Below are 25,538 nucleotides of genomic sequence, written 5' to 3'. Positions count from 1 at the left end.
GTCCGCGCGGCGGCACGGTCACCGACACGTTCAGCCTGATGGGGTTCTCGGCGGCGTACCGGGCGATCTCGGACGCGTGCAGATGACCGAGGCGCTCACCGCCTCGGAGGCAGCGCGGATCGAGGCGAAAGCGGCCTTGTTCGCACCGCCGCCGGCGGTGCTGCCGGACGGGCGGCGCGAGCTTGTCGGCATGTCGCGCGAGGCGTTGGCGGAGGCGCTGCTGGTCGCGTGCGCCGACGCGCGCGAGGCGACGCTGCGCACCAAGCAGCTCTGGCACTGGATCTATCACCAGGGTGAGCGCGACTTCGCGCGCATGAGCACGATCGCCAAGCCGATGCAGGCGCGGCTTGCGGAGCATTTCGTGATCGGCCGGCCCGAGACGAAAACCGAGCAGATCTCCGAGGACGGCACGCGCAAGTGGCTGTTCCGCTTCCGCGACGGCCAGGAGGCCGAGACGGTCTACATCCCCGACCGCGAGGTGGATCGCGGCTCGGTCTGCATCTCCTCGCAGGTCGGCTGCACGCTGACCTGCCGATTCTGCCACACCGGCACGCAGAAGCTGGTGCGCAACCTGGGCGCTGCCGAGATCGTCGGCCAGTTCATGGCCGCGCGCGACGCCTATGGCGAGTGGCCGAGCCCGAAGGGCGAGGCGCCGCGGCTGCTCTCCAACATCGTGCTGATGGGCATGGGCGAGCCGCTCTACAACTACGAGAACGTCGCGCTGGCGATGCGCATCGCGATGGACGGCGAGGGGATCGGGCTGTCGCGCCGGCGCATCACGCTCTCGACCTCCGGCGTGGTGCCGATGATGGACCGCTGCGGCGCCGAGCTTGGCGTCAATCTCGCGGTCAGCCTGCATGCGGTGCGCGACGACCTGCGCGACGAACTGGTGCCGCTGAACCGGAAGTATCCGCTGGCGATGCTGATGGAGGCGTGCCGGCGCTATCCGGGGGCGTCGAACGCGCGGCGCATCACCTTCGAGTATGTGATGCTGAAGGGCGTGAACGACAGCGAAGCCGATGCGCGCGAGCTCGTCCGCCTGATCCGCGGCATCCCGGCCAAGGTCAACCTGATCCCGTTCAATCCCTGGCCGGGCTCGCGCTTCGAGACCTCCTCGGGCAACACGATCCGCCGCTTCGCCGAGATCGTCATGGCGGCCGGCTACGCGAGCCCGGTCCGCAGCCCGCGCGGGCGCGACATTCTCGCCGCCTGCGGGCAGCTGAGGACCGCGAGCGATCGCGCGCGCAAGGCGGCCGCGGCGTAGGGCGGCGCCGCCGAGGCGCTGCCTCGTCATGGCGGGTCCGGCGGGTGGGGAGCAGGGACCTCCGCAAGGTGCGCGACCGCGCTGCGATAGCCGATCTCGATGATCTCCTCGGCCCGGTCGAAGTCGAGGAACCGGATGTGCCCGAGCGGCGGCCGGATCAGGATCTCGGGCCGGTCCTGCGTCAGGCGCGCCTCGGTGATCGTGGTCTCCATGATGTTGATCGAGGCCAGCAGGACCTCGAAGATGCTCGGCATCGGTTCCGCGGCTGACCAGCGCGCGAGCCGCGCCACGGCCGGCAGATCCCGGGCGAGCAGTCGGTTCGTGACGTCGCGCACCCCCTGCTGGAGGCTGCGCGCCCAGCCTGGACTCCTCATCGCCGCGCCGGAAACCCGCGGCGACCGCCAGGCCGTCAGGTTCTTGCCGACGACGATGCCGTGGTTGAGATCGACCGCGATCACCACGTCGGCGCCAAGCGCGCGCGCGACCGCGACGGGCACCGGATTGACCAGCCCGCCATCCACCAGGATCCGGCCGTTCCGGCGCACCGGGGTGAAGATGCCGGGGACCGAGATGCTCGCGCGCACCGCCTCGATCACGTCCCCGCTGCTGATCACGACCTCCTCGCCGGTCGCGAGGTCGGTCGCCACGGCGGCGTAGGGCCTGGACAGCGCCTCAATCGTCGCGGACGGGATATGTTCGCGGACCATGGCCGCGATCCGCGTGCCGTCGATCAGCCCGGACTTGGGCAGCACCACGTCGAAGAACGCCACCATCCGCGGCCAGTCCAGCGCTCGGAAGGTTGCCGCCAGGGTGTCGAGCCTGCCGGCGGCATGGACCGCGCCGATCAGCGCGCCGATGCTGGTGCCGGCGATCACGTCAACCGCGATGCCGGCCTCCTCGATCGCCCGCAGCACGCCGAAATGCGCAAGCCCGCGCGCCGAGCCGCTGCCGAGCGCAAGGCCCACCCTCCTCGGCGCAACCGGCACAGTCCCTGACATCGCCATCCCCCGCCCATGCCGCCGGGGGCCGACAGTAGCGGATGCCGCGCCCGCCTTCTGCCCCGCGCGCGCTGGGGATCGGCGCCGTCAATCCGTGATGCGGATGTCGAGCCCGCGCACGATCAGCCCGACCGTGCGCTCGCCGGTGATGCCGAAATCGTCGTCGTTGATCAGGAACAGCGCCCCGTCCGGCAGCACCGCGACGCCTTCGAGCTTGGTCGGCGCCTGCGGATGGTCCGCGCTGTCGAACACCAGCCGCTTGCCGAGCGGCGTGATGCCGGCGCCGGCGAGATCGTTCGACTGCTCGAGCGTCGGGCGCGTCGCCGGGTCGTCCCAGCGCGCGCCGAGGATGTTGGTCGCCCCGGCCGAGAGATCGACCTCGTAGAGCTTGGTCGTGCCCTCGGTGCGCTCCAGCACCAGCAGCCGGTCGGTGCCGAGCGCGGTCAATTCGCTGATGCGCGGATCGGACTGCCGGTTCGACGGGTCCTTGCGGAAGCTCTGCGGATCGTCGAGCTGATAGACGTACTGGCCGACCACGCGCAGGCTCGTCCGCTCGATCTTCAGGAGCCGCGTGTTCTTGGCCTGCTGGTAGGCGCGCGCATCCGGGTTCGCGAGCGGGTTCTGCAGGATGGTGTAGAGGAACCGCTCGTCGGGGCTGACCGCCATGCTCTCGATGCCGCGGTTGGTGAAGCGCTTCGCCAGGATCGCGGGCAGCCCTTCGAACACGGGATAGCCCGCGCCGGCGAAGTCCGCCCCGGTGCCCGCCGGGACGATCCGCAGCAGGATCCGTCCGTCGGCCGCGACGTGCAGGATCGAGGGCGCGTTCTCCTCGCCGATCCAGAACGTCCCGTCCGCGAGCCGCACGATCCCCTCCGCATCCACCGCCGAGGCGTTCTGCGCCAGCGCGCGCCCGCGGGCGTCCAGCGGGATTTCGGTGGTCGCAACCGTCAGCGGGTTGAGCAGGCCGTCGATCGGCCGGCCGTCGGCCGTCTTCAGCGCGATCGCGTCGACGACGTGGAACACGCCGCGCTCGGGATCGAGCCTGAGCCCGTAGATCGTCGGCGCATAGGCGGGGATCGGATAGATCCGGCCGGCATTCGCGGCCGCACAGATCCGCTCGCGCGGCACCCCGGTGATCGCGAGCGCCTGCGAGCAGGCGATGTTCGGGCCGCGATCCGAGACCGTCCACACCAGGTCGGATGCGTCATGCCGGCCACGGAACGCCCCGCTGCCGATGCCGATCGAGAAGGTGATCGACCGCCCGCCCTCGAAGGCGACGCTGCCGAGCGTCAGCGGAGTCGCGGGCTCGAGCGTGATGATCTGCGGGGCGGCGATGGCCGGGGCGGCGAGCAGGGCAAGGGCGGCGGCAAGGACGCGCATGAAGGGCTCCAGGGCGAGGGGAACAGGAGCCTCGCGCCGACGCGGGACGCGTTCAACGACGGTTCCGTGACAGTTTGCGCGGTCGTCGTGCGTCCGCCGCCTTGCGCGCTACTCGGTCGCCTGCGCCGCGCCGCGCCGCGCCTGCCGTGCGCCGCGGCGGATCTGGCCCACGTCCCGCACGGCGCCGCGCGAGGCGCTGGTGGTCAGCGCCGCATAGGCCTGCAGCGCCGCCGAGACCGCGCGCGCCCGGTTGGTCGGCTGCCACGCCGCCTCGCCGCGCGCCTCCATCGCCGCACGCCGTTGCGCAAGCTCCGCGTCGGAGACCGCGAGCCTGATCGTGCGCGCGGGAATGTCGATCTCGATCCGATCGCCGTCCTCAACGAGCCCGATCGCGCCGCCCACGGCTGCCTCGGGCGAGATGTGGCCGAGCGAGAGTCCGGAACTGCCGCCCGAGAACCGCCCGTCGGTGATCAGCGCGCAGACCTTCCCGAGCCCCTTCGACTTCAGATAGCTGGTCGGATACAGCATCTCCTGCATGCCGGGCCCGCCCTTCGGCCCCTCGTAGCGCACCACGACCACGTCGCCCGGCACGACCTGCCCGCCGAGGATGCCGGCGACGGCGGCCTCCTGGCTCTCGAACACGCGCGCGGGACCGGTGAAGGTCAGGATGCTCGCATCCACCCCGGCGGTCTTCACGATGCAGCCCTCCTCGGCGAGGTTGCCGTAGAGCACCGCGAGCCCGCCATCGGCCGAGAAGGCGTGATCGACGTCACGGATGACGCCGCCTGCCCGGTCGAGGTCCAGTGCCTTCCAGCGGCTCTCCTGGCTGAACGCGACGGTGGTGGGGATGCCGCCCGGGGCGGCGCGATAGAAGTGCTGCACCGTTTCCGTTGCGGTCCGGCGCACGTCCCACTGCTCCAGCGCCTCGGCGAGCGTGGGCGCATCGACGCGGCTGACCGAGGTGTCGAGCAGGCCGGCGCGGTCGAGCTCGCCGAGAATCGCCATGATGCCGCCCGCGCGGTGGACGTCCTCGACATGCACGTTGGCGACCGAGGGGGCCACCTTGCACAGCACCGGCACGCGGCGCGACAGTCGGTCGATATCGGCCATGGTGAAGTCGACCCCGCCCTCCTGCGCCGCCGCCAGCAGGTGCAGCACCGTGTTGGTCGAGCCGCCCATGGCGATGTCGAGCGTCATCGCGTTCTCGAAGGCGGCGAAGGACGCGACCGCACGCGGCAGCACGGAGGCATCTTCGGTCTCGTACCAGCGGCGGGTGATCTCGACGATCCGTCGCCCGGCCTCGAGGAACAGACGCTTGCGGTCGGCATGGGTCGCCAGCACGGTGCCGTTGCCGGGCAGCGCGAGCCCCAGCGCCTCGGCCAGGCAGTTCATCGAGTTCGCGGTGAACATGCCCGAGCAGGACCCGCAGGTCGGACACGCCGAGCGCTCGATGACGGCCACCTCCTCGTCGGTGACCGAACTGTCGGCGGCGACGATCATGGCGTCGATCAGATCCACCGCGCGCGTCTCGCCGCGATGGATCACCTTGCCGGCCTCCATCGGCCCGCCGGAGACGAACACGGTCGGGATGTTCAGGCGCATCGCCGCCATCAGCATCCCGGGCGTGATCTTGTCGCAGTTCGAGATGCACACCAGCGCATCGGCGCAGTGCGCGTTCACCATGTACTCGACCGCATCGGCGATCAGCTCGCGCGAGGGCAGGCTGTAGAGCATGCCGTCATGGCCCATGGCGATCCCGTCATCGACCGCGATGGTGTTGAACTCCTTCGCCACCCCGCCGGCAGCCTCGATCGCGCGCGCGACCAGCTGGCCGAGATCCTTCAGGTGCACGTGGCCCGGCACGAACTGGGTGAAGGAGTTGGCGATCGCGATGATCGGCTTGCCGAAATCCTCGTCGCGCATGCCGGTGGCGCGCCACAGGCCGCGGGCGCCGGCCATGTTGCGACCATGGGTGGTGGTGCGGGAGCGGTACTGGGGCATGGGATCTTCCTGGACGTGACCGGCCAGACATAACAAGCGCGGCAGGGCGGCGAAACCTTCGGCCGCGTCAGTTCAGTGATGTCGGCAGGGCCGGGTCTTTCGCAGCGCAGCGTGACGGGCGATTGTCGCGCGCGTGACGCCGCATGCGCTGCCCCTTCCGATCCTGATTCTGACGGGCTTCCTTTCCGGGGCCGGGATCCGCGTAGCCGACCCGCTGCTCGCGCTGATCGCCGGCCGGTTCGGCGCCTCGGTCGCCGCCGCCGCGCCGGTGGTGGCGGGGTTCACCCTGGCCTACGGGCTCGCCCAGCCGGTGCTCGGCCCGCTCGGTGACCGGCTCGGCAAGCTCCGGCTGATCGCGGGCTGCATGGCGCTCTACGGCGCGGCGACGCTCGCCTCCGCGTTCGCCCCCTCGCTCGGCGGGCTGACGGCCGCGCGCGCGGTGGCGGGGGCCTTCGCCGGCGGGCTCATTCCGGTCGCGATCGCCCTGATCGGCGATGCCACGACCTATGCGACCCGCCAGGCGACGCTCGGCCGCTTCATGACGGGCATGGTGCTCTCGAATCTGATCACGGCGCCGCTCGCCGGGATCGCCGGCGACTGGGTTGGCTGGCGGCCGGTCTTCGGCCTGCTGGGGAGCGCGTCGCTGGTCGCTGCGGTGCCGCTCTGGCGCGAGGCCGCGCGCACCGCGCCGGTCGTGCACGGCCCCGGGGCCAGCGCGCTCGCCCGCTACGCGATGCTGCTCCGCCGCGCATCGGCGCGGCGGCTGCTTGCGCTGGTCGGGCTCGAGGGCGCGCTCGCGTTCGGCGCGCCACCCTTCATCGGCGCCTTCCTGGTCGAGGGCTACGGGCTGGACTTCACCGGCGCGGGGCTGCTGCTTGGCGCGGCGGGGCTCGGCGCGCTGCTCTACACGCGGATCGCCGGCTGGCTGGTGCGCCGCTTCGGCGAGCGCGGCCTGCTGATCGGCGGTGGGGCAGGCTTGGTGGTCTGGCTCGGCGGGATCGCGCTCAGCCCGCCGCTTGCGGTGGTGGCGGCGGCGAACTTCGTGGGCGGATTCTCGGTCGGCTCGTTCCACGGCGTGCTGCAGGCGCGCGGATCGGAGATGCTGCCCGAGAGCCGCTCGACAGGGATGGCGGCCTTCGCGTTCTGCCTGTTCGTGGGCCTGGCGCTGGGGGCGGGCGTGGTCGGGGTGTTGCTGCCGCTGGTCGGCTACCGCGCGCTGTTCGGTGGTGCGGCCATGGGAATGGCGGCGGTGGCGGTCCTGGCCGCGAGCGACCGACGCGCGGGTGCGCGCGCCTGAACAGGCTCAGGCGTTCGCCACCGGCGGCGGCGCGGCCGGATCGGCCCCGCCCGCCTGCTGCTGCTTGCGGCTCTGCCACAGCGCGAGGAAATCGATCGGCTGGAGCATCACCGGCGGGAAGCCGCCCTCGCGCGTCACCTCCGCGACGATGTTGCGCGCGAACGGGAACAGGAGCCGCGGCGCCTCGACCAGCAGCACCGGCTCGACCAGCTCCTGCGGGATGTTGTTCAGGGTGAAGATGCCGGCGTAGTCGAGCTCGGCGATGAACGCCGCCTTGCCCGCGCTCTTGGCCTCGGCGCGGATCGACAGCACGACCTCGAAGCTGCCCTGGGCGACCTGGCGCGCATTCACGTCCAGGTTGATCGCCACCTCGGGCTGCTGCTTCATCTGCACGAAGATGTCGGGCGCGCCTGGCACCTCGAAGGAGAGGTCCTTCACGTACTGGAGGTTCACGAGCAGCCCCGGCGGGGTGGCACCCGCCTGGCCGTCGCCGCCGACCTTCCCGTTGCCGTTGCCGGTCGTCTCGTTCATCGTCTCGCCTTTCGCGGTTTGCGCGCGCCGGCTACCACGCGGGGCCAGGAGCGGCAAGCGCGGAGGCCTTGACGGTCCGTCGCGCCGGGCCTAGCAGCCGCCCGCCCCTTCAGACCAGCGAGGTGCCCCGTGGCCTACGCGATCGACCCCCCGCCCATTCCCGCCATCCCCGTCGCCGGCGCCGACACGCTGTTCCCGGTGCGGCGGATCTGGTGCGTCGGCCGCAACTATGCCGAGCACGCGCGCGAGATGGGCCACGACCCCAACCGCGAGCCACCGTTCTTCTTCGCCAAGCCCGCGGATGCGATCGTACTCTCGGGGGCGACCATCCCGTTCCCGCCGGCGACCGAGGACCTGCACCATGAGATCGAGCTCGTGGTCGCGATCGGCCGAGGCGGCGCGGCGATCGCCGAGGCGGCGGCGCTCGATCACGTGTTCGGCTACGCCGTCGGGCTCGACATGACCCGGCGCGACCGCCAGGCGGAGGCGAAGAAGCTCGCCCGGCCGTGGGAGATCGCCAAGGCGTTCGACCGGTCCTGTCCGATCACCCCCGTCGTGCCGGCCGCGCGGATCGGCCATCCGGCGAAGGGGGCGATCTGGGTGAAGGTGAACGGCACGGTCCGTCAGCAGGGTGACCTCACCCAGCAGATCTGGTCCGTACCCGAGACGATCGCCTGTCTCTCGCGGCTCGTTGCGCTGGCTCCCGGCGATCTCATCATGACCGGCACGCCGGCCGGCGTCGGCGCGGTGCAGCCCGGCGACCGGCTGGAGGGCCACGTCGATGGCGTCGGCGACCTGACGGTCGCCTACGCCGCCGAGGATGCGCGCGCAGCCGCCTGAGCCGCGCTCAGCCGATCACCCAGGGGACAGCGGCGGGCCCCGGCGCAGTCGGGTCGCAGCGCCGCCATTGCGCGTTCTGCATCCGCACGCCGGTCATCGCCAGGATGAAGCCCCAGTGGCTGACCACCAGCGTGTCGGACCAGTCCGGAATGGCCGCCATCTCGGCGCGGAAGGCGGCGGCGCGCGCCTCGATCTCGGCCTCGCTCTCGGTCAGCGCCGGCCACCACACCTCGTCGATGGTACTGAAGTCGAGATCAGGCCAGCGCCGGGCGAGCTCGGTCGCGGGCGTGCCGATGTCGCAGGTGAAGGCGCAGCGCTCACGCACGATCGGGTTGACGACGACCGGCAGGTCGAGCGCGCCGGCGACGATCGCCGCGGTCTCCAGCGCGCGCGTGTAGGGGCTGGCGATGATGCGCGCGAGCCGCTCGCCCTTGAGCGCCTGCGCGGCCTCACGCGCCTGTGCACGGCCGAGCTCCGTGAGCCGCGGGTCGGCGATGCCGGGATCGACGCGGCTCAGGGTGAAGGCGGCGTTGAACTCGGACTGGCCATGGCGCAGCAGGATCATGGCCCGCGCTTAGCCGGGCCGGGGCGCCGTCGCAAGCCAGGGAGCGGGACCGAGTCTCGCTTGTGATTCCGCACCCTGTCCCCTATGTCACGAAAGATGAGGGGCGACGAACTCCAATGAGCGGCGGCTTTCCGATCGACCTGATCCTGTTCGGGATGGTCGCGGCGTTCCTGGTGCTTCGGCTGCGCAGCATTCTCGGCCGGCGCACCGGCTACGAGCGCCCGCCAACCCCCGTCGAACCGACCGGTGCGGGCGAGGAGGCGGCGCGCACGATCGACACGCGGGCCGAGGAGGCAGTGGTGCCGCAGCTCGGCGGCCCCGGGCCGAAGCGCGGACTGCCTGATCCGGCCAGCCCGGCAGGGCAGGTTCTGGCCCGAATCCGCCAGATCGATCCCGAGTTCGATCCCGCAGGCTTCCTGATGGGCGCCGAGGGTGCGTTCGCGATGATCGTCGAGGCATTCGCGCGCGGCGACCGGCAGACGCTTCAGACCCTGCTGTCACCCGAGGTGTTCCGCGATTTCGAGGGCGCGATCACCGCGCGCGAGCAGGCCGGCGAACGACAGCGCACCGAACTCGTGGCACTGCGCGAGAGCTCGATCCTCGAGGTCGATCTGCGGGGGACGGTGGCGACGATCGGCGCGCGTTTCGTCTCCGACCAGATCAACATGACCTACGGGGCCGACGGCACCGTCACCGCCGGCGGCGAGGCCGTGACCGAGACGGTGGACGTCTGGTCCTTCGCGCGCGACCTGAACTCGGCCGACCCGACTTGGCTGCTGGTCGGCACGCGATCGGAATAGTGGCCGCCCGCGCCACGCCTTCACCATCGTCCTACCGTCAGGTCCGGGTTTCGGTGCAACCGATCCGCGTGAAACTGCGCCGCAGCATCGCGGCCGCCTGCCTGATCGCCCTCGGCGGCTGCGTAGCCGTGCCCGTGCCCCAGCCGGCCGGGCCGCCCGACCGGTTGGGGCTGCAGCCGGCGCGGTTCGCCACCCTGCCCGGCTGGGCGGAGGACCGTCACGCCGAGGCGCTGCCGGCCTTCGCCGAGACCTGCGCGCGCCTGCGCAGCATGCCGGCCGACCGCCCGCTGGGCGGTGGCGAGGCGGCGGCGCAGCGGGCCGGAAGGGTGTCCGACTGGCTGCCGCTCTGCCAGGAGGCGCAGGCGATCCCGCCGGGCGACCATGACGCCGCGCGCGCCTTCTTCGAAGCCCGCTTCCGGCCCTGGCTGGCCTCGAACGCCGTCACCCAGCCGGCCGATCCCTACGGCACCTTCACCGGCTATTTCGAGCCGGAGCTTACCGGCAGCCGGCGCCGCCGCGGCGCCGAGCAGGTGCCGCTGCTGCAGCGCCCACCCGACCTGATCGCGGTCGATCTCGGCGACTTCGTCCCGGAGCTCGCCGGCCGGCGTACGGCGGGACAGCTGCGTGACGGCCGGCTCGTGCCGTACGCCAGCCGGGCGGAGATCGAGGGCGGCGCGCTGGAGCGTCGCCGCCTCGAGCTGCTCTGGCTCGATGACGCGATCGACGCGTTCTTCCTGCATGTCCAGGGCTCGGGCCGGGTGCGGCTTGCCGAAGGCGGGCTCGCGCGCGTCGGCTTCGCCGCCCAGAACGGCCATCCCTACGTGCCGATCGGCCGAGTGCTGGTCGAGCGCGGCGCGATGACGCTCGATCAGGTGAGCATGCAGTCGATCCGCGCCTGGCTCCGCGCCAATCCCGCGGAGGCGCGCGCGGTCATGCAGCAGAACCCGTCCTTCGTGTTCTTCCGCGAGATCCGCGGCCTGAACCCCGACGAGGGCCCTCCCGGTGCGTTCGGCGCGCCGCTGACGCCCGGCCGCTCGATCGCAGTCGACCACGTGCACGTTCCGCTCGGCATCCCGCTCTGGATCGACACCCGCGATCCGACCACGCAGCTGCCGTTGCGCCGCGTGGTGCTGGCACAGGACGTGGGCGGAGCGATCCGGGGCCCCGTGCGCGGCGACCTGTTCTGGGGCTGGGGCGAGGCGGCAGCGGAGCCGGCGGGCCGGATGCGCGAGCGTGGCGTGTGGTGGCTGCTGCTCCCGGCGGAACTGGCCAGTCTCGCCGAAGCGCCGGATCAGTCACCGTCGAGCGCCGAGCGGACCCGCGCGGCGAGTTCGTCGCGCCGATAGGGTTTGTTCAGCAGCGGCACCCCGGGGTCGAGCCGTCCGTGATGGACGATCGCATTCTCCGTGTAGCCCGACGTGTACAGCACCCTGAGCCCGGGACGGCATGTCTGGCCGAGGGCGGCGAGTTCGCGCCCGTTCATCCCGCCCGGCATCACCACGTCGGTGAACAGAAGGTCGACCGACAGGTCATGCTCGAGCACATCCAGCGCGCCGGGGCCGTCGGGCGCGGACAGCACGCGGTAGCCGAGGGATCGGAGCTGGCCTGAGACGTGCTCGCGCACCAGCGCATCGTCCTCCACCAGCAGGATTGTTTCGTTTCCGCCACGTACTGAGGCTGCGACGGCCGGGGCGGCGGCGGTTCCGTCCTGCGGTTCCGCGCGCGGCAGATAGAGCTTCACGGTCGTGCCGTGCCCCTGCTCCGAGTAGATCTTCAGATGGCCGCGCGACTGCTTCACGAAGCCCCAGACCATGCTGAGCCCAAGGCCGGTGCCCTTGCCCTGCTGCTTGGTGGTGAAGAAGGGGTCGACCGCGCGGGCGAGCACCTCCGGGGTCATGCCCATGCCGGTATCGGAGACCGCCAGCATCACGTACGGGCCCGGCGCGACTTCCTCGTCGCGCGCGGCGACGTCCTCGTCGAGCAGCACGTCCGCGGTCTCGATGGTGATGCGCCCGCCCCGGGGCATGGCGTCGCGCGCGTTGACGCAGAGGTTCAGCACGGCGCTCTCCAGCTGCGCGGGATCGACCATCGCCCGCCAGGCGGTGTGCGCGCGATGCAGGTCGAGCTCGACATGCTCGCCGAGGCTCCGCCGCAGGAGCCCCTCGATGCGTGTGAGCAGGGCGTTCAGGTCGGTCGGCACCGGTTCGAGCGGCTGCTTGCGCGCGAAGGCGAGCAGGCTGCCGGTCAGCTCCGCGCCGCGCTGCGCGGCATGCAGAATCATTTCGGCAAGCCGGCGCAGCGCGGGTTCGGCCCCCAGCGCCTCAACCAGCGAGTCGGCGTTGCCGAGCACCACGGTCAGCAGGTTGTTGAAGTCATGCGCCACGCCGCCGGTCAACTGGCCGACCGCCTCCAGCTTCTGCGCCCGGTGCAACTGGCTCTCGAGAAGGTGCCGCTCGGAGACGTCGATGTGCACGCCGCGGATGCGGATCCGGCCGGTCTGCGGGTCCGGCACCGCGCTGGCGTGCATCTCGCACCAGAACGTGCTGCCGTCGCGTCGGCGCATCTCCGTCTCGACCCCGCCGATCGGCTTGCCGGCCAGGAGGGCCTCGACCCGCCGCGCCCGCAGGCCCGGATCGAGGTGCAGCGTGGCGATGTCGAGGCCTTCGGACGGGTGGTCCGGACCGAACCGGTAGATCCGCCGCCAAGCAGGGTTGGTCGAGACGATCTCGCCCTCGGGTGTGGTCTCGATGACGCCGACCGGCAGGAACTCGACCAGATGGCGGTAGCGCTGGTCCTCGGCGCGCCTCCCCTCGGCGAGCGCGACGATCCGGCGCAGGGTCTGCTCAATCTCGTCGACCGGCATCGGCCGGCGGCCGCCGACGGCGAGCAGGCGCTCCGGGTCCGGCGTGGCGACAAGGCTGCGGATCGGCCGCACGATCATGCGATGCGCGGCGAGGCCGGTGAGCGCCAGGATCGTCGCCAGTCCGAGGCCGGCGGCCAGCAGGAACAGCGTGAGCCGATCTTGTGCCGCATCGTGCTCCTGGCTCGCGGCGTCCTGGAGCACCGAGATCGCCGAGATCACCCCGAGCGCATCCAGGCGGAGCCGCGCCATCGCGTCCGCCGGGACGACGGCGGCTGCGCCGGCGCCGTCGCTGTCGGCCTGGGCGATCGCCTCGCGCAGCGCGCGCAGCAGGCCGGCCGTGGCCCACCGCCCCGTCTCCGGGTCTGCTTGGCCCAGACGGTCGAAGCTTGCCTGGGCCAGGGCGATCGTCTGCGGCGGGAGGCTGCGCACGCGCGTCAGCGCGACGTGGATCGCGATCAGGTCCTGCAGATCGGCGCGGTACGAGTCGAGCTGGCGGCTGACGGCCGCCGCCTTGCCGGTCAGCGCCACGGTGGTGCCGGCAACGGCGAGCATCGACGCGCCGCTTATCGCCAGCAGCGCCCCGACGACGGTGCTGAGCCGCATCGCTCCAGCCTCAGCGCCGAGGAGAGACGCGGCCCGGTTCCATCGCCGCGATCGCCCCCCGGCGCAGGGGGCCCATCGGCACCGGACCGGGTGCCTGCCCACGCGGGCCTGCGGCTGGTACGGCTTCGGCGAGACGGACGGCCCGAGATCCCATGGCGCGCTCCAGTGGGGAGCCGGGCAATCTACGGAAAGTAGAGTAGCCGGACACTCTTTCCCGCAAAGATAGTAGCGCGGCCGTGGGTGTCCGCCAAATGTTTCCGTGGTGCGGTTCCGGCGGGCGCTATCGGCGGACGATGCCGCTTTCGTCCGCCTTGAGCTCGAAGGCGGCGGCCATCAGCGCGCGCGTGTAGGGCTGCTGCGGCGCGTCCATCACCGCCTCGGCCGGTCCCTGCTCGACCACGCGGCCGTCCTTCAGCACGACGACATGGTGGGCGAGCGCGCGCACGACCTTCAGGTCATGGCTGATGAACAGATAGGCGAGCCGGTGCCGCGCCTGGAGCTCGCGCAAGAGCTCGACAATCTGCGCCTGCACGCTCATGTCGAGCGCGCTGGTCGGCTCGTCGAGCACCACGAAGCGCGGCTTCAGCACGAGCGCGCGGGCGATCGCGATGCGCTGGCGCTGTCCGCCGGAGAACTCGTGCGGGTAACGGTCCACCCAGGCCGGATCGAGCCCCACCTCCTCAAGCGCCTGCGCCACCATCGAGAGCCGCTCGGCCCGGTCGAGTCCGCGTTCGTGCACGGCGAGCCCCTCGCCGACAATCTCGCCGATGCTCATGCGCGGGCTCAGGCTGCCGAACGGGTCCTGGAACACGATCTGCATCCGCCGCCGCAGCGGCCTGAGCGCGCCGCGATCGAGGCCGACGACATCGCGCCCCTCGAAGCGCACGGGTCCGTCTGCCTCGGGCACGAGCCGCAGGAGCGCGAGTCCCATGGTCGACTTGCCGGAGCCGGACTCGCCGACCAGCCCGACCGTCTCGCCCTCGCGCACGCGCACGGTGATGCCGTCGCACGCCCTGATGTGGCCGACGGTGCGGCGGAGGAAGCCGCGGCGGATCGGGAAATGCACCTTCACCTCGTCGCCCGCCATGACTTCGGGGGCGTCGGCCGCAACCGGCTCGGGCTTGCCGCGCGGCTGCGCGCCGAGCAGCATCTTCGTGTAGTCGTGCCTCGGGTCCTCGAACACGCGCGTGACCGGACCCTGCTCGACGATCCGGCCGCGGTTCATCACGCACACGGTATCGGCGTAGCGGCGCACGATCGTGAGGTCATGGCTGATCAGCAGCATCGCCATGCCGAGGCGCTGCTTCAGTTCCGCAAGCAGCTTCAGGATCTGCGCCTGGATGGTGACGTCGAGTGCGGTGGTGGGCTCGTCGGCGATCAGCAGCGCGGGATCATTCGCAAGCGCCATGGCGATCATCACGCGCTGGCGCTGCCCGCCGGAGAGCTGATGCGGATAGGCACCGAGCCGCGCCTCGGCGTCGGGGAAGCCGGCCGTGGTCAGGCACTCGATCGCGCGCGTGCGCGCCTGCTCGCGCGTCATCGGCCGATGCAGCAGCACCGCCTCGGTGATCTGCTTCTCGATCGTGTGCAGCGGGTTGAGGCTGGTCATCGGCTCCTGGAAGATCATCCCGGCGATGCCGCCGCGCGCCGCGCGCAAGGTGTCGGGGTCGGCGCCGATCATCTCGCGTCCGTCGAGCACCACCGAGCTGCCGGGCGTGTGCCGCGCGATCGGATAGGGCAGGAGCTGGAGCACCGAGAGCGCGGTGACGGACTTGCCCGAGCCGGACTCGCCGACCAGCGCGAGGGTCTCGCCGCGATCGAGCGTGAAGTTCGCGCCCTCGACCGCCACCACCTGGCGCGCGCCGGCGCCGAAGGTCACTCCGAGATTGCCGACCTCGAGCAGTGCCATGCTCACCGCCCCCCGCCAGGAAGTTTCCTGGGATCGAAGGCATCGCGCACCGCCTCGCCGACGAAGATCAGCAGCGTGAGGATGGTCGCGAGCACGATGAAGGCGGTGATGCCGAGCCAGGGCGCCTGGAGGTTGTTCTTGCCCTGCTGGACGAGCTCGCCGAGCGAGGGCGAGCCGGGCGGTAGGCCGAAGCCGAGGAAGTCGAGGCTGGCGAGGATCGTCACGCTGCCCGACAGGATGAAGGGCAGGAAGGTCAGCGTGGCGACCATCGCGTTGGGCAGGATGTGACGGAACATCACCTGCGCGTCGGAGACGCCGAGCGCCTTGGCCGCGCGCACATAGTCGAAGTTCCGCCCGCGCAAGAATTCGGCGCGCACCACGCCGACGAGGCCCATCCAGGAGAACAGCAGCAGGAAGATCAGCAGCACCCAGAACGACGGTTCGATCACCGAAGCGAGGATGATCAGCATGTAGAGCTGCGGCATGCCCGACCAGACCTCGATGAAGCGCTGGAAGATCAGGTCGAGCCAGCCGCCGTAGAAGCCCTGCACCGCCCCCGCCGCGACGCCGATGATCGAGGAGACGATGGTGAGCGTGAAGCCGAACAGCACCGAGATGCGGAAGCCGTAGATCACGCGCGCGGCGACGTCGCGCGCCTGGTCGTCGGTGCCGAGGATGTTGTAGGGCGTGTCGGGTCCGATCACGTCCGCCGGCAGCAGCCAGGTCGGCGGCACGGGCGCGGGCACCGGCAGGTTGCGCACGACAGACTGGTACGAATACGGAATGGCCGGCCATACGGCCCAGCCCTTCTCGGCGATCTGCTCCTTCAGGAACGGATCGTGGTAGTCGGCCGAGGTGGGGAAGTCGCCGCCGAAATCAGTCTCGGCGTAGTCGAACAGCACGGGGAAGAACCACTCGCCGTCGTAGCGCACGACGATCGGCCGGTCATTGGCGATCAGCTCGGCGCAGAGCGCGAAGGCGAACAGCACGGCGAAGATCCAGAGCGACCACCAGCCGCGCTTGTTGGCGCGGAAGTTCGCGAGGCGGCGACGCGTCAGCGGTGTCATGTCACGGGGGTGGGCGCGGGAGGGGCCTCAGGCCCCCCCCGATTGTTGTCTCGTGCTGTCACCGCCGCGCCTCGAAATCGATGCGGGGATCGACGACGGTGTACATGAGATCGCCGATGATCTGCATGACGAGGCCGAGCAGGGTGAACAGGTAGAGCGTGCCGAACATCACCGGGTAGTCGCGCCGGATCGCCGCCTCGAATCCCAGCAGCCCGAGCCCGTCGAGCGAGAAGATGATCTCGACCAGCAGCGCGCCGGTGAACAGGATGCCGATGAAGGCGGAGGGGAAGCCAGCGATGATGATCAGCATCGCGTTGCGGAACACGTGGCCGTAGAGCACGCGGTTCTCGGCCGCCCCCTTGGCGCGCGCGGTGATGACGTACTGCTTGTTGATCTCGTCCAGGAACGAGTTCTTGGTCAGCATGGTCAGCCCGGCGAAGCCGCCGATCACCATGGCCGTCACCGGCAGGCAGATGTGCCAGAAGTAGTCGGCGATCTTGGCGAGCAGCGAGAGGTGCTCCCAATCGGGGCTGGTCAGGCCGCGCAGCGGGAAGATCTGGAAGAACGAGCCGCCGGCGAACAGCACGACCAGCAGGATCGCGAACAGGAAGCCTGGGATCGCGTAGCCGACCAGCACCACCGCCGAGGTCCAGAGGTCGAAGCGCGAGCCGTCGCGCACCGCCTTGCGGATGCCGAGCGGGATGGAGATGAGATAGACCAGCAGCGTGGTCCAGAGGCCGAGGCTGATCGAGACCGGCATCTTGTCGAGCAGCAGTTCGACGACGGTGCGGTCCTGGAAGAAGCTGCGTCCGAAATCGAAGGTGAGGTAGCTGCCGATCATCTTGAAGAAGCGCTCGTGCGCCGGCCGGTCGAAGCCGAACATGCGCTCGATCTCGGCGATGATCTCGGGGTCGAGGCCGCGCGCGCCGCGGTAGCGGCTCTCGCCGGCATCCATGACGCCGGGTCCCGGCGCGACGGTCTCCTGGCCGCCGCCGGTGATGCGCTCGAGCGGTGCGCCGATGCCCGTCTGGCCGCGGATCTCGGCGATCATCTGCTCGACCGGCCCGCCGGGCGCGAACTGCACGACGATGAAGTTGATCAGGATGATCCCGAACAGGGTCGGAATGACCAGCAGCAGCCGGCGGAGGATATAGGCGCCCATCGGGGCTAGGTCGGCCGGCCGCGGCGTCGCTCCGCGTTGACGCGTTCGGCCTTGACTGGGTCGACCCACCAGGTGGTGAAGCCAAGGCCATAGCGCGGCGCCTTCTCCGGGCGGACGAACTGGTCCCAGTAGGCGACCCGGAAGCTGCGGCTGTGCCAGTGCGGCACAACGTAGTGGCCCCAGAGCAGCACGCGGTCGAGCGCGCGGGTGCGGGTGATCAGGGTCTCGCGATCGGCGGCGTTGATCACGAGCTCGACCAGCTCGTCGATCACCGGGTCGCAGATGCCGATCGTGTTGCGGCTGCCCGGCTCGCGCGCGCGCGCGCAGGTCCAGTAGTCGCGCTGCTCGTTGCCGGGCGAGAGCGACTGGCCGAACACCTCGACGGTCATGTCGAAGTCGAAGGCGTCGGTGCGCGCCTGGTACTGCGCGGTATCGACGGTGCGTACACGCATCTCGATGCCGAGACGCTGCAAGGTCTGGGCGTAGGGCAGGGCCACGCGCTCGAAGGTCGGCGAGGAGAGCAGCATCTCGAAGCTGAAGGCCTGGTTGCGCGCGTTCACCAGCCGGCGGTTGACGATGCGCCAGCCGGCTTCCTGGAGCAGCTCCAACGACCGGCGGAGCTGCTCGCGGTTGTTGCCCGAGCCGTCAGTGACCGGCAGGGTGAACTCGCGGTCGAACACCTGGTCGGGAACGCGGCCGCGGTAGCGTTCGAGGATGGCGAGCTCCTCGCCCTGCGGCAGGCCGGAGGAGGCAAGCTCGGAATTGGAGAAGTAGGACTTCGTGCGCGCATAGGCGCCGAAGAACAGATTGGCGTTCGACCACTCGAAGTCGAAGGCGAGCATCAGCGCCTCGCGCACGCGGCGGTCCTGGAACAGCTCGCGACGGAGGTTGAAGGCGAAGGCCTGCATGCCGGTAGGAAGCTCGTGCGGGATCTCATCGAGCTTCACCAGGCCGCGCCGGCGCGCGGGAAAGTCGTAGCCGGTCGCCCATTCGCGCGCGACGTTCTCCTGGCGGAAGTCGATCTGCCCGGCCTTGAACGCCTCGAAGGCGACCGTCGCATCGCGGAAGTACTCGATCCGCAGCAGGTCGAAATTGCTGCTGCCGCGCCGCGTCGGCAGCCGCTCGCCCCACCAGGTCTCGACCCGGCGATAGGTGAGCGTGCGCCCGGCGTCGAAACTCTCGAGCCGGTAGGGGCCGGAGCCGAGCGGCGGCTCCAGGATCGGGCGGGTGAAGTCGCGGCTCTCCCACCAGTGCTTCGGCAGCACGAACATCTGGCCGAGGATCAAGGGCAGTTCGCGGTTGTTGGCGTCGCGGAAGCGGAACACCACCCGCCTGGGCCCCTCGGTGAGCACCTGGACGACGTCCCCCCAATAGGCACGGAAGAACGGACGGCCGTGCTCGCGCAGAGTCTCGAAGGTCCACCTCGCGTCCTCGGCGGTGATCGGCGTGCCGTCATGCCAGACCGCCTCGGGGCGGATCTCGAAGGCGACCCAGGTGCGGTCGGGGCCGACCTCGACGGTTTCGGCGAGGTCGCAGTACTCGGTCGAGGCCTCGTCCTGGCTCGACATCATCAGCGTCATCCAGATCAGGCCGATCCCGGCCGCCGAGACGCCGCGCACGATGAAGGGGTTGAAGCTGTCGTAGCTGCCGATCGCGTGCTGGACGACTTCGCCGCCCTTGCGCGCGTCGGGGTTCACATAGGGGAAGTGGGTGAAGTCGGCCGGCAGGGTGGGCTCGCCGAGCAGACTCAGCGCGTGGCTGCGCCCGACCGTGACCGCGCGGGCGGACGGCAATCCGGCGGCCATGCCCAGCGCGACGGCCCCTGTGCCGGCCAGAACCGTGCGACGGCGCATGCGAAGCACTCCCTCGATCCTCTCCCGTGGCAGTAGATCACGCGGCGGGCCGCTCGCTGCAAGGGAGTGCACGCTCAAGCCTCGTTCAGCGGCTTGATCAGCTCGGTCGCGTAGGGGCGGAAGCCGAAGCGGCGATAGGCCGCCTCGGCGGCGTCGTTGCCGGCGAGCACGCCGATCGCGAGGCGGCAGAGGCCGCGCGCCGTGGCCTCGGCCTCGACCGCGCGCAGCAGCGCGGTGCCGATGCCGCGGCGGCGGGCGGCTGCGGCGACCACCAGGTCGAACACCTGCGCGCGGCGGCGCCAGGGCGGAGCGACGAAGACCGGATCGGACTCCTCGCCCCAGGCGATCATGCCAAGGGCGTTGTCCGGCGGCCCGGCAAGGAGCACCTGCCCGCGCGTCCTGCGCACGCGCCGGCGCATCCCGGCGAGGTAGCGCACGGCGGCGGCACGGTCGGTCCGCCGGTCGCCGGTGATCGGCTGTTCGTACAGATTGAGCGCCCAGACCAGCTCGGCGACGCGGCCCCAGTCGCCGGTACCGGCCTCGCGGATCAGCAGCTCACTCGGCAAGGAGGTCACGCGCGGCCGCGTGCAGCGCGGCATCGCCGGCGGCCAGCACCGAGCCGTCCGCGCCCGGGCGGAGCGGGCGGCCGGACCAGTCGGTGATCACCCCGCCCGCGCCCTCGACGATCGGCACCAGCGCGGCCCAGTCCCAGATCTTGTAGGTCGCTTCCGCCACCAGATCGATCAGCCCGAGCGCGAGCAGGCCGTGGGCGTAGCAGTCCCCGCCCCAGGTGACCTGGGCCACGCGGGCCGCCAGCCGGTCCCACTGCGCGCGAGTGTCTGGGGTGAACACGTCGAGCGTCGTCAGTGAGAGCTGGGCCTCGGCGAGCGCGGGGCAGGGCCGGCAGCGCGCCACCGCCGGCCCGCCGATCGGCGAGAAGAAGGTGGTGGGCCGGCCCCTGATGCCGATCCAGCGCTCGCCGATCGAGGGCTGGCTCATCACGCCGAGCACCGGCACGCCGTCGGCGAGCAGGGCGACCAGGCTGCCATAGGTCGGCCGCCCGGTGACGAAGCTCTTGGTGCCGTCGATCGGGTCGAGCACCCATTGGAGGGCCGCGCCAGGCCGATCCTCGCCGAACTCCTCGCCGAGAATGCCGTGATCGGGGAAGGCCTCGGCCAGCACCGCGCGCATCGCCTGCTCGGCGGCGCGGTCGGCGGCGGTGACCGGGCTCTCGTCGCCCTTGCGTTCGATCGCGAGGCGTGCGCGGAACCACGGGCGGATCGCGGCGGCGGCCGCATCGGCAGCGCGCTCGGCGGCGCGCACCGCCGCGTTGACATCGAGTCCGGGCATCGCGCTGACGGTCCTCCGGCAGGGGCCGGGCTTGACCCCGGCGCGGCCGGGCAGCATGGAGCGTCGGTTCCCGCCGCTCAACCCCGCGACCCGCTTGAACCCGATCGTCCTGATCCCCGCCCGCATGGCCTCCTCGCGCCTGCCCGGCAAGCCGCTCGCGCCGATCGCGGGGGTGCCGATGGTGGTGCACGTGCTGCGCCGGGCCGAGGCGGCGGGGGTGGGGCCGGTCGCGGTGGCCTGCGCCGAGCCAGGGATCGCCGAGGCGGTACGGGCGGCCGGGGGAACGGCGGTGCTGACCGATCCGGATCTGCCGTCGGGGAGCGACCGCTGCTTCCAGGCGCTCGGCACGCTCGACCCCGAGGGCCGTCACGACGTGGTGGTGAACCTCCAGGGCGACCTGCCGACGCTCGACCCGGCGGCGATCCGCACGGTGCTCGGGCCGCTGGCGGACCCGTCCTGCGACATCGCCACGCTGGTGACGCCGATCCGCGATGCCGGCGAGGCGACCGCGCCGAACTTCGTCAAGGCCGCGGTGCAGTTCGCCGCGGGCCAGCGCTACGCGCTCGCACCCTATTTCTCTCGGCTGCCGGTGCCCTCCGGCCAGGGGCCGCTCTGGCACCACATCGGCATCTATGCCTGGCGCCGTGCGGCGCTGGCCGGCTTCGTCGCCCTGCCGCCGTCGCCGCTCGAGCTGCGCGAGCGCCTCGAACAGCTGCGCGCGATCGAGGCGGGGATGCGCATCTTCTGCGCGCGGATCGACACCGCGCCGTTCGGCGTGGATACGCCCGAGGATCTCGCCCGGGCGCGCGCCATCCTGGAAGCCCAGCCCGCATGACCGAGACGATCGCGTTCCAGGGCGTCCCCGGCGCCTATTCCGACCTCGCCTGCCGCAGCGGCTATCCCGGGATGGCGACGCTGCCCTGCACCACCTTCGAGGACGCGATCGCGGCCGTGCGCGAGGGCCGCGCGCGGCTGGCGATGCTGCCCTGCGAGAACAGCCTCGCGGGCCGGGTGCCCGATATCCATCGGCTGCTGCCGGACAGTGGGCTGCACGTGATCGCCGAGCATTTCCAGCGGGTCGAGCACTGCCTGCTCGCGCCCAAGGGCGCCACGCTGGCAACGATCCGACGGGCGCATTCGCACGCGGTGGCGCTCGGCCAGGTGCGCGCGGTGCTGAAGGAGCTCAAGCTCGCGCCGGTGGTGGAGGCGGACACGGCCGGCTCGGCGCAGCTCGTCGCGCGGCTGAACAATCCGGAGGATGCCGCGATCGCCTCGGAACTGGCCGCCGAGATCTATGGGCTCGCGATCCTGCGCCGCAACGTCGAGGACGCGGCGCACAACACCACGCGGTTCTACGTCATGGCGCGCGACGGGCAGATCCCGCCGGCGGACCAGCCGGGGCTGATGACCACCTTCGTGTTCCGTGTGCGCAACGTGCCGGCTGCCCTCTACAAGGCGCTGGGCGGGTTCGCCACCAACGGCGTGAACATGACGAAGCTCGAGAGCTACATGGTCGGCGGCGCGTTCACGGCCACCCAGTTCCTCTGCGATGTCGAGGGACACCCGGAGCAGGGGCCGCTGCGGCGGGCGCTGGAGGAGCTGCAGTTCTTCTCGCGCGAGGCGAAGGTGCTGGGGGTCTATCCCGCGCACCCCTACCGGCTTCAGGTCGAGGCGGGGGACTGAGCGTCCCCCGCTTCGAGGGTCAGGCAGCGGCGACGGCGGCGCCGGCGGGCGTTGCTACCGGACGGGCGGCGTTCTGGGACGAGGCGTCGCGCAGCACATAGCCGCGGCCCCAGACCGTGCCGATCAGCTGCTCGCCCGAGGCCTCGGCCAACTTCTTGCGCAGCTTGCAGACGAACACGTCGATGATCTTGATCTCGGGCTCGTCCATGCCGCCGTAGAGATGGTTCAGGAAGGCCTCCTTGCTCAGCACCATGCCGCGGCGGAGCACGAGCAGTTCAAGGATCGAGAACTCCTTGCCGGTGAGGTGGACCTGCTTGCCGTTGACGGTGACCTCACGCGCGCCGAGGCGGAGCTCGATCGGCCCGACCCGGAGCGTGGGTTCGGCGAAGCCCTTGGCGCGGCGCACGATCGCGCGCAGCCGGGCGAGCAGTTCCTCGCGGTCGAATGGCTTGACCAGGTAGTCATCGGCCCCGGTCTCGAAGGATCGCATCTTGGTCTGCTGGTCGCTGAGCCCGGACAGGACAAGCACCGGGGTCGCATTCTTCATGCGCCGCATTTCGCGGATCACGTCCGCGCCCTTCATGTCGGGCAGCATGAAGTCGAGGATGACGATGTCATACTCGTAGGTGCGGAGGAGCTCGATCGCCTCCTCGCCCGTTGCGGTGTGGTCAGCCACGATCTGCGCCGACTTCAGCATCAGGCCGATCGTCCGCGCCGAGAGTGCGTCGTCTTCAACCAGGAGTACCCGCATGGCCCATCCCTTCCTTGAGGCTGACGGGAACTTACTACCTACAGTGGTAGCAGGCAAGAGCGCGCGCGGCCGGAGCGTGTATTAAAAGTGACACAACAGCCAATGCGCGTGGAGCGACCCTGCTTGTCGCGTCTAAAGTTGGTCAAGATGATCGTATTCATGGCCTCAGACCACCGCGTGCTGGACATCATCCCATGGTGCGATACAGGTCCAAGGATGTCGATGGGTTGAGGGACCATCGGAGGCGACAGCGGACAATACCAAGGAAACGTCAATGCTCCATCAACGTCAAGCCATTCGGTAAGCGCCACTCTGAATCGCTTAATCTGCATAGCTCGGCGGCCGCGCACCGAACGATCACGCGGCTCGCAGACCTGACGAAAAGACGTGAGAGGACGCGGCCTGGTCAGTACCCCGTCGGCGCCGCGGGAGCGAGCGGCACGACCGTTCCCCCTTGCTCGGGGAGCGGCGCGCCGGGCCGCGTCCAGCGCCACACCGGACGGAACGCCGGTTCCACGCCGCCGGCCTGGGCAAACCCGGCCTCCTGCAGGCAGCCGTGGTAGGCAGCGGTGATGGCGCGTGCCGTTTCCTGCCGCGTGATCTCCTGCTGGTCCAGGCCGATGCCGGCGCGCCGGGCGATCTCGCGCCGCGCCGGGGTGGCGTGCGCCTGCTCGCGGCACGCGACGACCCGCGGGTCGGTCTCGGCGACGCCCTCTGGGGCCGGCAGCGAGGGGCCTTCGGACGCGCAGGCTGCGATGGCAAGCAAGGCGAGCACGGGGAGTCGCTTCACGGCGCTGCCTCCAGCCAGTCCTCGATCAGCCGTCGGGCGATGCTGTCCGCCCGCGGCAGCCTGAGCCCGAGCGACTCGAAGTCCCGCATCTCCGCTCGCGTGAACCACCGCGCGTCCTTCAGCTCCTCCGGATCGACCGTCAGCGCCGGATCGTCCGCCTCGGCATAGAAGCCGAGCATGATCGAGGACGGGAACGGCCAGGGCTGCGACGAATGATACCGCACGTCGCGCACCCGCACGCCCACTTCCTCGAACACCTCGCGCGCGACCGCCTCCTCCAGGCTCTCGCCCGGCTCCACGAAACCGGCGAGGGTCGAGTACATCTTCACCAGCGGGAAGCGGTGCGAGTGCGCGAGCAGACCGCGCGCCTCGCCGCCCGCGCGGCAGGTCACCAGCATGATCACCGCCGGATCGGTGCGCGGAAAGTGCTGCGCGCCGCAGCCGGTGCAAACCATCACGTTGCCGGCGCTGCGTGGCGCACAGGTGGCGCCGCACACGCCGCAGAACAGGTGCCGCATGCGCCAGTGCATCAGCCCGCGTGCGTGCGCGAGCACCGAGGCCTCCGCCGGCGGCAGCAGCCCCGCCACCTGGCGCAGGTCGGTGAAGCTGACATCGCCGAACCCGGCCAGCGCCGGCAGCGGGTCCGCCTCGGAAGATAGGTCGAGCGCGAACACCGCCCGCTCGCCCCAGAGCCCGAGCAGGGCATGCGGTCGCGCCTCGACGCCGAGCGCCACTGCCGCCTCGAGCGTCAGCAACACCGCCTCGGGCGCGCCCGCCTCGACCCCGCGCAGCAGGCTCCTGGACTGCCAGACCGGCACGAACAGGCTCTCCGGGTCGGCGAGCCGCGCGGCGATGAAGGCCGCGTCGTCGCGCCGGTTGGAGGCGCGGTCGAGCGGGCTGCGTGTGTAGGCGTTGGGCGTGCGCGCAAGGATCATGGACGGCGCCGGACCGTGCCATGCGCCCGGGCGCGCGTCCATCCGGGCTACAGCCCGCGGCCGCGCCGCACGGCGTCCCGGCCGAACTTCGCGCGCAGCGCATCCACCGCGCGGTCCATCGCGACGCGGCGCGGGGCATCCGGATCGGCGAGGTCGCCGCGATCCGCACTCTCGCCCGGCGCGAGCGGCTCGGCACCGATGCCGATCAGGCGGAAGCGCGTGCCCGTCGCCTCCTTCGCCAGCAGGGGCCGGGCGGCAGCGAACAGCGTGTCGGCGAGCTGGGTCGGTACCGGTAGCCTGGCGTGGCGCGTGCGCGCGACGAACCCCGACGTCTTCAGCTTCAGCACAACGCCGCCGGCTGCCAGCCCTTGTGCCTTGAGCCGGGCGGCGAGCTTCTCGGCGAGCGGCCAGAGCGCGGTTTCGAGCTCGGCCAGTCCCGCAAGGTCGGTCTCGAAGGTGGTTTCGGTCGAAAGGCTGCGCGCGGCCCGGTCGGGCACGACGGCGCGACGGTCCTCGCCGCGGGCAAGCGCGGCGAGCTCCGGCCCATGCTCGCCGAGCCGCCGCAGCGCCTCGGCCGGGGTCAGCGCCGCGAGCGCGCCGAGCGTGGCAAATCCCTGGGCCGTGAGCCGCGCCGCCGCCTTCGGGCCGATGCCGGGCAGCGCGCCGACCGGCATCGGCGCGAGCACCAAGGCCGCCTCGCTCGCCCCGATCACCGCGAAGCCGCGCGGCTTGTCGCGCTCGGCGGCCATCTTTGCGAGCATCCGGTTGGGCGCGAGGCCGATCGAGACCGTCACGCGCAGGTTGGCCTCGACCTCGCGCGCGAGCCGGGCCAGCACCACCGCGGGCGGCGCGCCGTGCAGCGCCGCGGTGCCGGAGAGATCGAGCACCGCCTCGTC

General features: G+C 71.2%; 23 protein-coding genes. 7 read left to right on the top strand and 16 right to left on the bottom strand.

Annotation, left to right across the window (positions count from 1 at the left end):
* The first annotated feature begins 82 nt into the window (after positions 1 to 82).
* Positions 83 to 1,264 carry a 23S rRNA (adenine(2503)-C(2))-methyltransferase RlmN gene (gene rlmN, locus ACTIFU_RS11660; RefSeq protein ID WP_439578480.1) on the top strand — a complete coding sequence of 394 codons (1,182 nt, stop codon included), beginning with the start codon at positions 83 to 85 and terminating at the stop codon, positions 1,262 to 1,264.
* 26 nt (positions 1,265 to 1,290) lie between these two features.
* Here rlmN and ACTIFU_RS11655 read toward each other — a convergent pair whose 3' ends face one another.
* The 3 genes from ACTIFU_RS11655 to ilvD form a co-directional block, all read right to left on the bottom strand.
* On the bottom strand, positions 1,291 to 2,262 hold the full coding sequence (locus ACTIFU_RS11655) for a patatin-like phospholipase family protein (protein WP_439578479.1): 972 nt from the start codon (positions 2,260 to 2,262) through the stop codon (positions 1,291 to 1,293).
* 87 nt (positions 2,263 to 2,349) lie between these two features.
* Positions 2,350 to 3,642 carry an esterase-like activity of phytase family protein gene (locus ACTIFU_RS11650; RefSeq protein ID WP_439578478.1) on the bottom strand — a complete coding sequence of 431 codons (1,293 nt, stop codon included), beginning with the start codon at positions 3,640 to 3,642 and terminating at the stop codon, positions 2,350 to 2,352.
* Positions 3,643 to 3,750: 108 nt separating this feature from the next.
* On the bottom strand, positions 3,751 to 5,643 hold the full coding sequence (gene ilvD, locus ACTIFU_RS11645; RefSeq protein WP_439578477.1) for a dihydroxy-acid dehydratase: 1,893 nt from the start codon (positions 5,641 to 5,643) through the stop codon (positions 3,751 to 3,753).
* Between the two features lie 133 nt (positions 5,644 to 5,776).
* Between ilvD and ACTIFU_RS11640 the strand changes: the two genes are divergently transcribed.
* Positions 5,777 to 6,940, top strand: a complete 1,164-nt coding sequence (locus ACTIFU_RS11640) for an MFS transporter (protein ID WP_439578476.1) — start codon at positions 5,777 to 5,779, stop codon at positions 6,938 to 6,940.
* 6 nt (positions 6,941 to 6,946) lie between these two features.
* Here the strand turns inward: ACTIFU_RS11640 and secB are convergent, their stop codons facing one another.
* A complete protein-coding gene (gene secB, locus ACTIFU_RS11635) occupies positions 6,947 to 7,471 on the bottom strand; it encodes a protein-export chaperone SecB (protein ID WP_439578475.1) in 525 nt (174 codons plus the stop codon).
* A 129-nt stretch (positions 7,472 to 7,600) separates the two neighbouring features.
* On the opposite strand from secB, the gene ACTIFU_RS11630 reads away from it, so the two are divergent.
* Positions 7,601 to 8,311 (top strand): fumarylacetoacetate hydrolase family protein, encoded by a 711-nt coding sequence (locus ACTIFU_RS11630; protein ID WP_439578474.1) that lies wholly within the window; start codon positions 7,601 to 7,603, stop codon positions 8,309 to 8,311.
* A gap of 7 nt (positions 8,312 to 8,318) precedes the next feature.
* Here the strand turns inward: ACTIFU_RS11630 and ACTIFU_RS11625 are convergent, their stop codons facing one another.
* Positions 8,319 to 8,876, bottom strand: coding sequence for a histidine phosphatase family protein (locus ACTIFU_RS11625; protein WP_439578473.1), 558 nt, complete (start codon positions 8,874 to 8,876; stop codon positions 8,319 to 8,321).
* 116 nt (positions 8,877 to 8,992) lie between these two features.
* Between ACTIFU_RS11625 and ACTIFU_RS11620 the strand changes: the two genes are divergently transcribed.
* A complete protein-coding gene (locus ACTIFU_RS11620) occupies positions 8,993 to 9,676 on the top strand; it encodes a Tim44/TimA family putative adaptor protein (RefSeq protein ID WP_439578472.1) in 684 nt (227 codons plus the stop codon).
* 53 nt (positions 9,677 to 9,729) lie between these two features.
* Positions 9,730 to 11,022: a murein transglycosylase A gene (gene mltA / locus ACTIFU_RS11615; protein WP_439578471.1), complete on the top strand. Its 1,293-nt coding sequence runs from the start codon at positions 9,730 to 9,732 to the stop codon at positions 11,020 to 11,022.
* Here mltA and ACTIFU_RS11610 read toward each other — a convergent pair.
* From ACTIFU_RS11610 to ACTIFU_RS11580, 7 genes are all read right to left on the bottom strand, one after another.
* Positions 10,968 to 13,142, bottom strand: coding sequence for an ATP-binding protein (locus ACTIFU_RS11610; protein ID WP_439578470.1), 2,175 nt, complete (start codon positions 13,140 to 13,142; stop codon positions 10,968 to 10,970). The genes mltA and ACTIFU_RS11610 overlap by 55 nt on opposite strands.
* A 280-nt stretch (positions 13,143 to 13,422) precedes the next feature.
* Positions 13,423 to 15,051, bottom strand: coding sequence for an ABC transporter ATP-binding protein (locus tag ACTIFU_RS11605; RefSeq protein WP_439578469.1), 1,629 nt, complete (start codon positions 15,049 to 15,051; stop codon positions 13,423 to 13,425).
* 2 nt (positions 15,052 to 15,053) lie between these two features.
* On the bottom strand, positions 15,054 to 16,118 hold the full coding sequence (locus tag ACTIFU_RS11600) for an ABC transporter permease (protein WP_439578468.1): 1,065 nt from the start codon (positions 16,116 to 16,118) through the stop codon (positions 15,054 to 15,056).
* A 58-nt stretch (positions 16,119 to 16,176) separates the two neighbouring features.
* A complete protein-coding gene (locus ACTIFU_RS11595; RefSeq protein ID WP_439578467.1) occupies positions 16,177 to 17,280 on the bottom strand; it encodes a microcin C ABC transporter permease YejB in 1,104 nt (367 codons plus the stop codon).
* Positions 17,281 to 17,285: 5 nt separating this feature from the next.
* Positions 17,286 to 19,133: an extracellular solute-binding protein gene (locus ACTIFU_RS11590; protein ID WP_439578466.1), complete on the bottom strand. Its 1,848-nt coding sequence runs from the start codon at positions 19,131 to 19,133 to the stop codon at positions 17,286 to 17,288.
* 74 nt (positions 19,134 to 19,207) lie between these two features.
* Positions 19,208 to 19,708 (bottom strand): GNAT family N-acetyltransferase, encoded by a 501-nt coding sequence (locus ACTIFU_RS11585; protein ID WP_439578465.1) that lies wholly within the window; start codon positions 19,706 to 19,708, stop codon positions 19,208 to 19,210.
* Positions 19,689 to 20,483, bottom strand: coding sequence for an inositol monophosphatase family protein (locus ACTIFU_RS11580; protein ID WP_439578464.1), 795 nt, complete (start codon positions 20,481 to 20,483; stop codon positions 19,689 to 19,691). Before ACTIFU_RS11580 ends, ACTIFU_RS11585 begins: the two co-directional genes overlap by 20 nt.
* A gap of 55 nt (positions 20,484 to 20,538) precedes the next feature.
* Here ACTIFU_RS11580 and ACTIFU_RS11575 point away from each other — a divergent pair, with 55 nt between their 5' ends.
* Both ACTIFU_RS11575 and ACTIFU_RS11570 read left to right on the top strand, forming a co-directional pair.
* On the top strand, positions 20,539 to 21,318 hold the full coding sequence (locus tag ACTIFU_RS11575) for a 3-deoxy-manno-octulosonate cytidylyltransferase (protein ID WP_439578463.1): 780 nt from the start codon (positions 20,539 to 20,541) through the stop codon (positions 21,316 to 21,318).
* On the top strand, positions 21,315 to 22,166 hold the full coding sequence (locus tag ACTIFU_RS11570) for a prephenate dehydratase (protein WP_439578462.1): 852 nt from the start codon (positions 21,315 to 21,317) through the stop codon (positions 22,164 to 22,166). The genes ACTIFU_RS11575 and ACTIFU_RS11570 overlap by 4 nt, the downstream gene beginning before the upstream one ends.
* Positions 22,167 to 22,185: 19 nt before the next feature.
* On the opposite strand, the gene ACTIFU_RS11565 is transcribed toward ACTIFU_RS11570, so the two are convergent.
* The 4 genes from ACTIFU_RS11565 to ACTIFU_RS11550 all read right to left on the bottom strand — a co-directional run.
* Positions 22,186 to 22,917: a response regulator transcription factor gene (locus ACTIFU_RS11565; RefSeq protein WP_439578461.1), complete on the bottom strand. Its 732-nt coding sequence runs from the start codon at positions 22,915 to 22,917 to the stop codon at positions 22,186 to 22,188.
* Positions 22,918 to 23,323: 406 nt separating this feature from the next.
* Positions 23,324 to 23,707, bottom strand: a complete 384-nt coding sequence (locus ACTIFU_RS11560; protein ID WP_439578460.1) for a hypothetical protein — start codon at positions 23,705 to 23,707, stop codon at positions 23,324 to 23,326.
* Positions 23,704 to 24,642, bottom strand: coding sequence for an NAD(+) diphosphatase (nudC, locus tag ACTIFU_RS11555; RefSeq protein WP_439578459.1), 939 nt, complete (start codon positions 24,640 to 24,642; stop codon positions 23,704 to 23,706). The genes ACTIFU_RS11560 and nudC overlap by 4 nt, the downstream gene beginning before the upstream one ends.
* A 47-nt stretch (positions 24,643 to 24,689) precedes the next feature.
* On the bottom strand, positions 24,690 to 25,538 hold an 849-nt coding region (locus ACTIFU_RS11550), incomplete at its 5' end, for a DinB/UmuC family translesion DNA polymerase (RefSeq protein WP_439578458.1).

This window comes from Elioraea sp., assembly GCF_051860475.1.
GTDB lineage: Bacteria > Pseudomonadota > Alphaproteobacteria > Acetobacterales > Acetobacteraceae > Elioraea.
The sequence above is the reverse complement of the archived record's forward strand: the minus strand, read 5'-3'. Positions and strand labels throughout refer to the sequence as shown.

Coding starts and splice junctions, on each gene's coding strand:
- ACTIFU_RS11625 (WP_439578473.1), bottom strand. CDS start 8,876: ATGATCCTGCTGCGCCATGGCCAGTCCGAGTTCAACGCCGCCTTCACC.
- ACTIFU_RS11575 (WP_439578463.1), top strand. CDS start 20,539: ATGGAGCGTCGGTTCCCGCCGCTCAACCCCGCGACCCGCTTGAACCCG.
- ACTIFU_RS11605 (WP_439578469.1), bottom strand. CDS start 15,051: ATGGCACTGCTCGAGGTCGGCAATCTCGGAGTGACCTTCGGCGCCGGC.
- ACTIFU_RS11655 (WP_439578479.1), bottom strand. CDS start 2,262: ATGTCAGGGACTGTGCCGGTTGCGCCGAGGAGGGTGGGCCTTGCGCTC.
- ACTIFU_RS11570 (WP_439578462.1), top strand. CDS start 21,315: ATGACCGAGACGATCGCGTTCCAGGGCGTCCCCGGCGCCTATTCCGAC.
- nudC (WP_439578459.1), bottom strand. CDS start 24,642: ATGATCCTTGCGCGCACGCCCAACGCCTACACACGCAGCCCGCTCGAC.
- ilvD (WP_439578477.1), bottom strand. CDS start 5,643: ATGCCCCAGTACCGCTCCCGCACCACCACCCATGGTCGCAACATGGCC.
- ACTIFU_RS11565 (WP_439578461.1), bottom strand. CDS start 22,917: ATGCGGGTACTCCTGGTTGAAGACGACGCACTCTCGGCGCGGACGATC.
- secB (WP_439578475.1), bottom strand. CDS start 7,471: ATGAACGAGACGACCGGCAACGGCAACGGGAAGGTCGGCGGCGACGGC.
- ACTIFU_RS11620 (WP_439578472.1), top strand. CDS start 8,993: ATGAGCGGCGGCTTTCCGATCGACCTGATCCTGTTCGGGATGGTCGCG.
- ACTIFU_RS11650 (WP_439578478.1), bottom strand. CDS start 3,642: ATGCGCGTCCTTGCCGCCGCCCTTGCCCTGCTCGCCGCCCCGGCCATC.
- ACTIFU_RS11580 (WP_439578464.1), bottom strand. CDS start 20,483: ATGCCCGGACTCGATGTCAACGCGGCGGTGCGCGCCGCCGAGCGCGCT.
- rlmN (WP_439578480.1), top strand. CDS start 83: ATGACCGAGGCGCTCACCGCCTCGGAGGCAGCGCGGATCGAGGCGAAA.
- ACTIFU_RS11610 (WP_439578470.1), bottom strand. CDS start 13,142: ATGCGGCTCAGCACCGTCGTCGGGGCGCTGCTGGCGATAAGCGGCGCG.
- ACTIFU_RS11595 (WP_439578467.1), bottom strand. CDS start 17,280: ATGGGCGCCTATATCCTCCGCCGGCTGCTGCTGGTCATTCCGACCCTG.
- ACTIFU_RS11590 (WP_439578466.1), bottom strand. CDS start 19,133: ATGCGCCGTCGCACGGTTCTGGCCGGCACAGGGGCCGTCGCGCTGGGC.
- ACTIFU_RS11600 (WP_439578468.1), bottom strand. CDS start 16,118: ATGACACCGCTGACGCGTCGCCGCCTCGCGAACTTCCGCGCCAACAAG.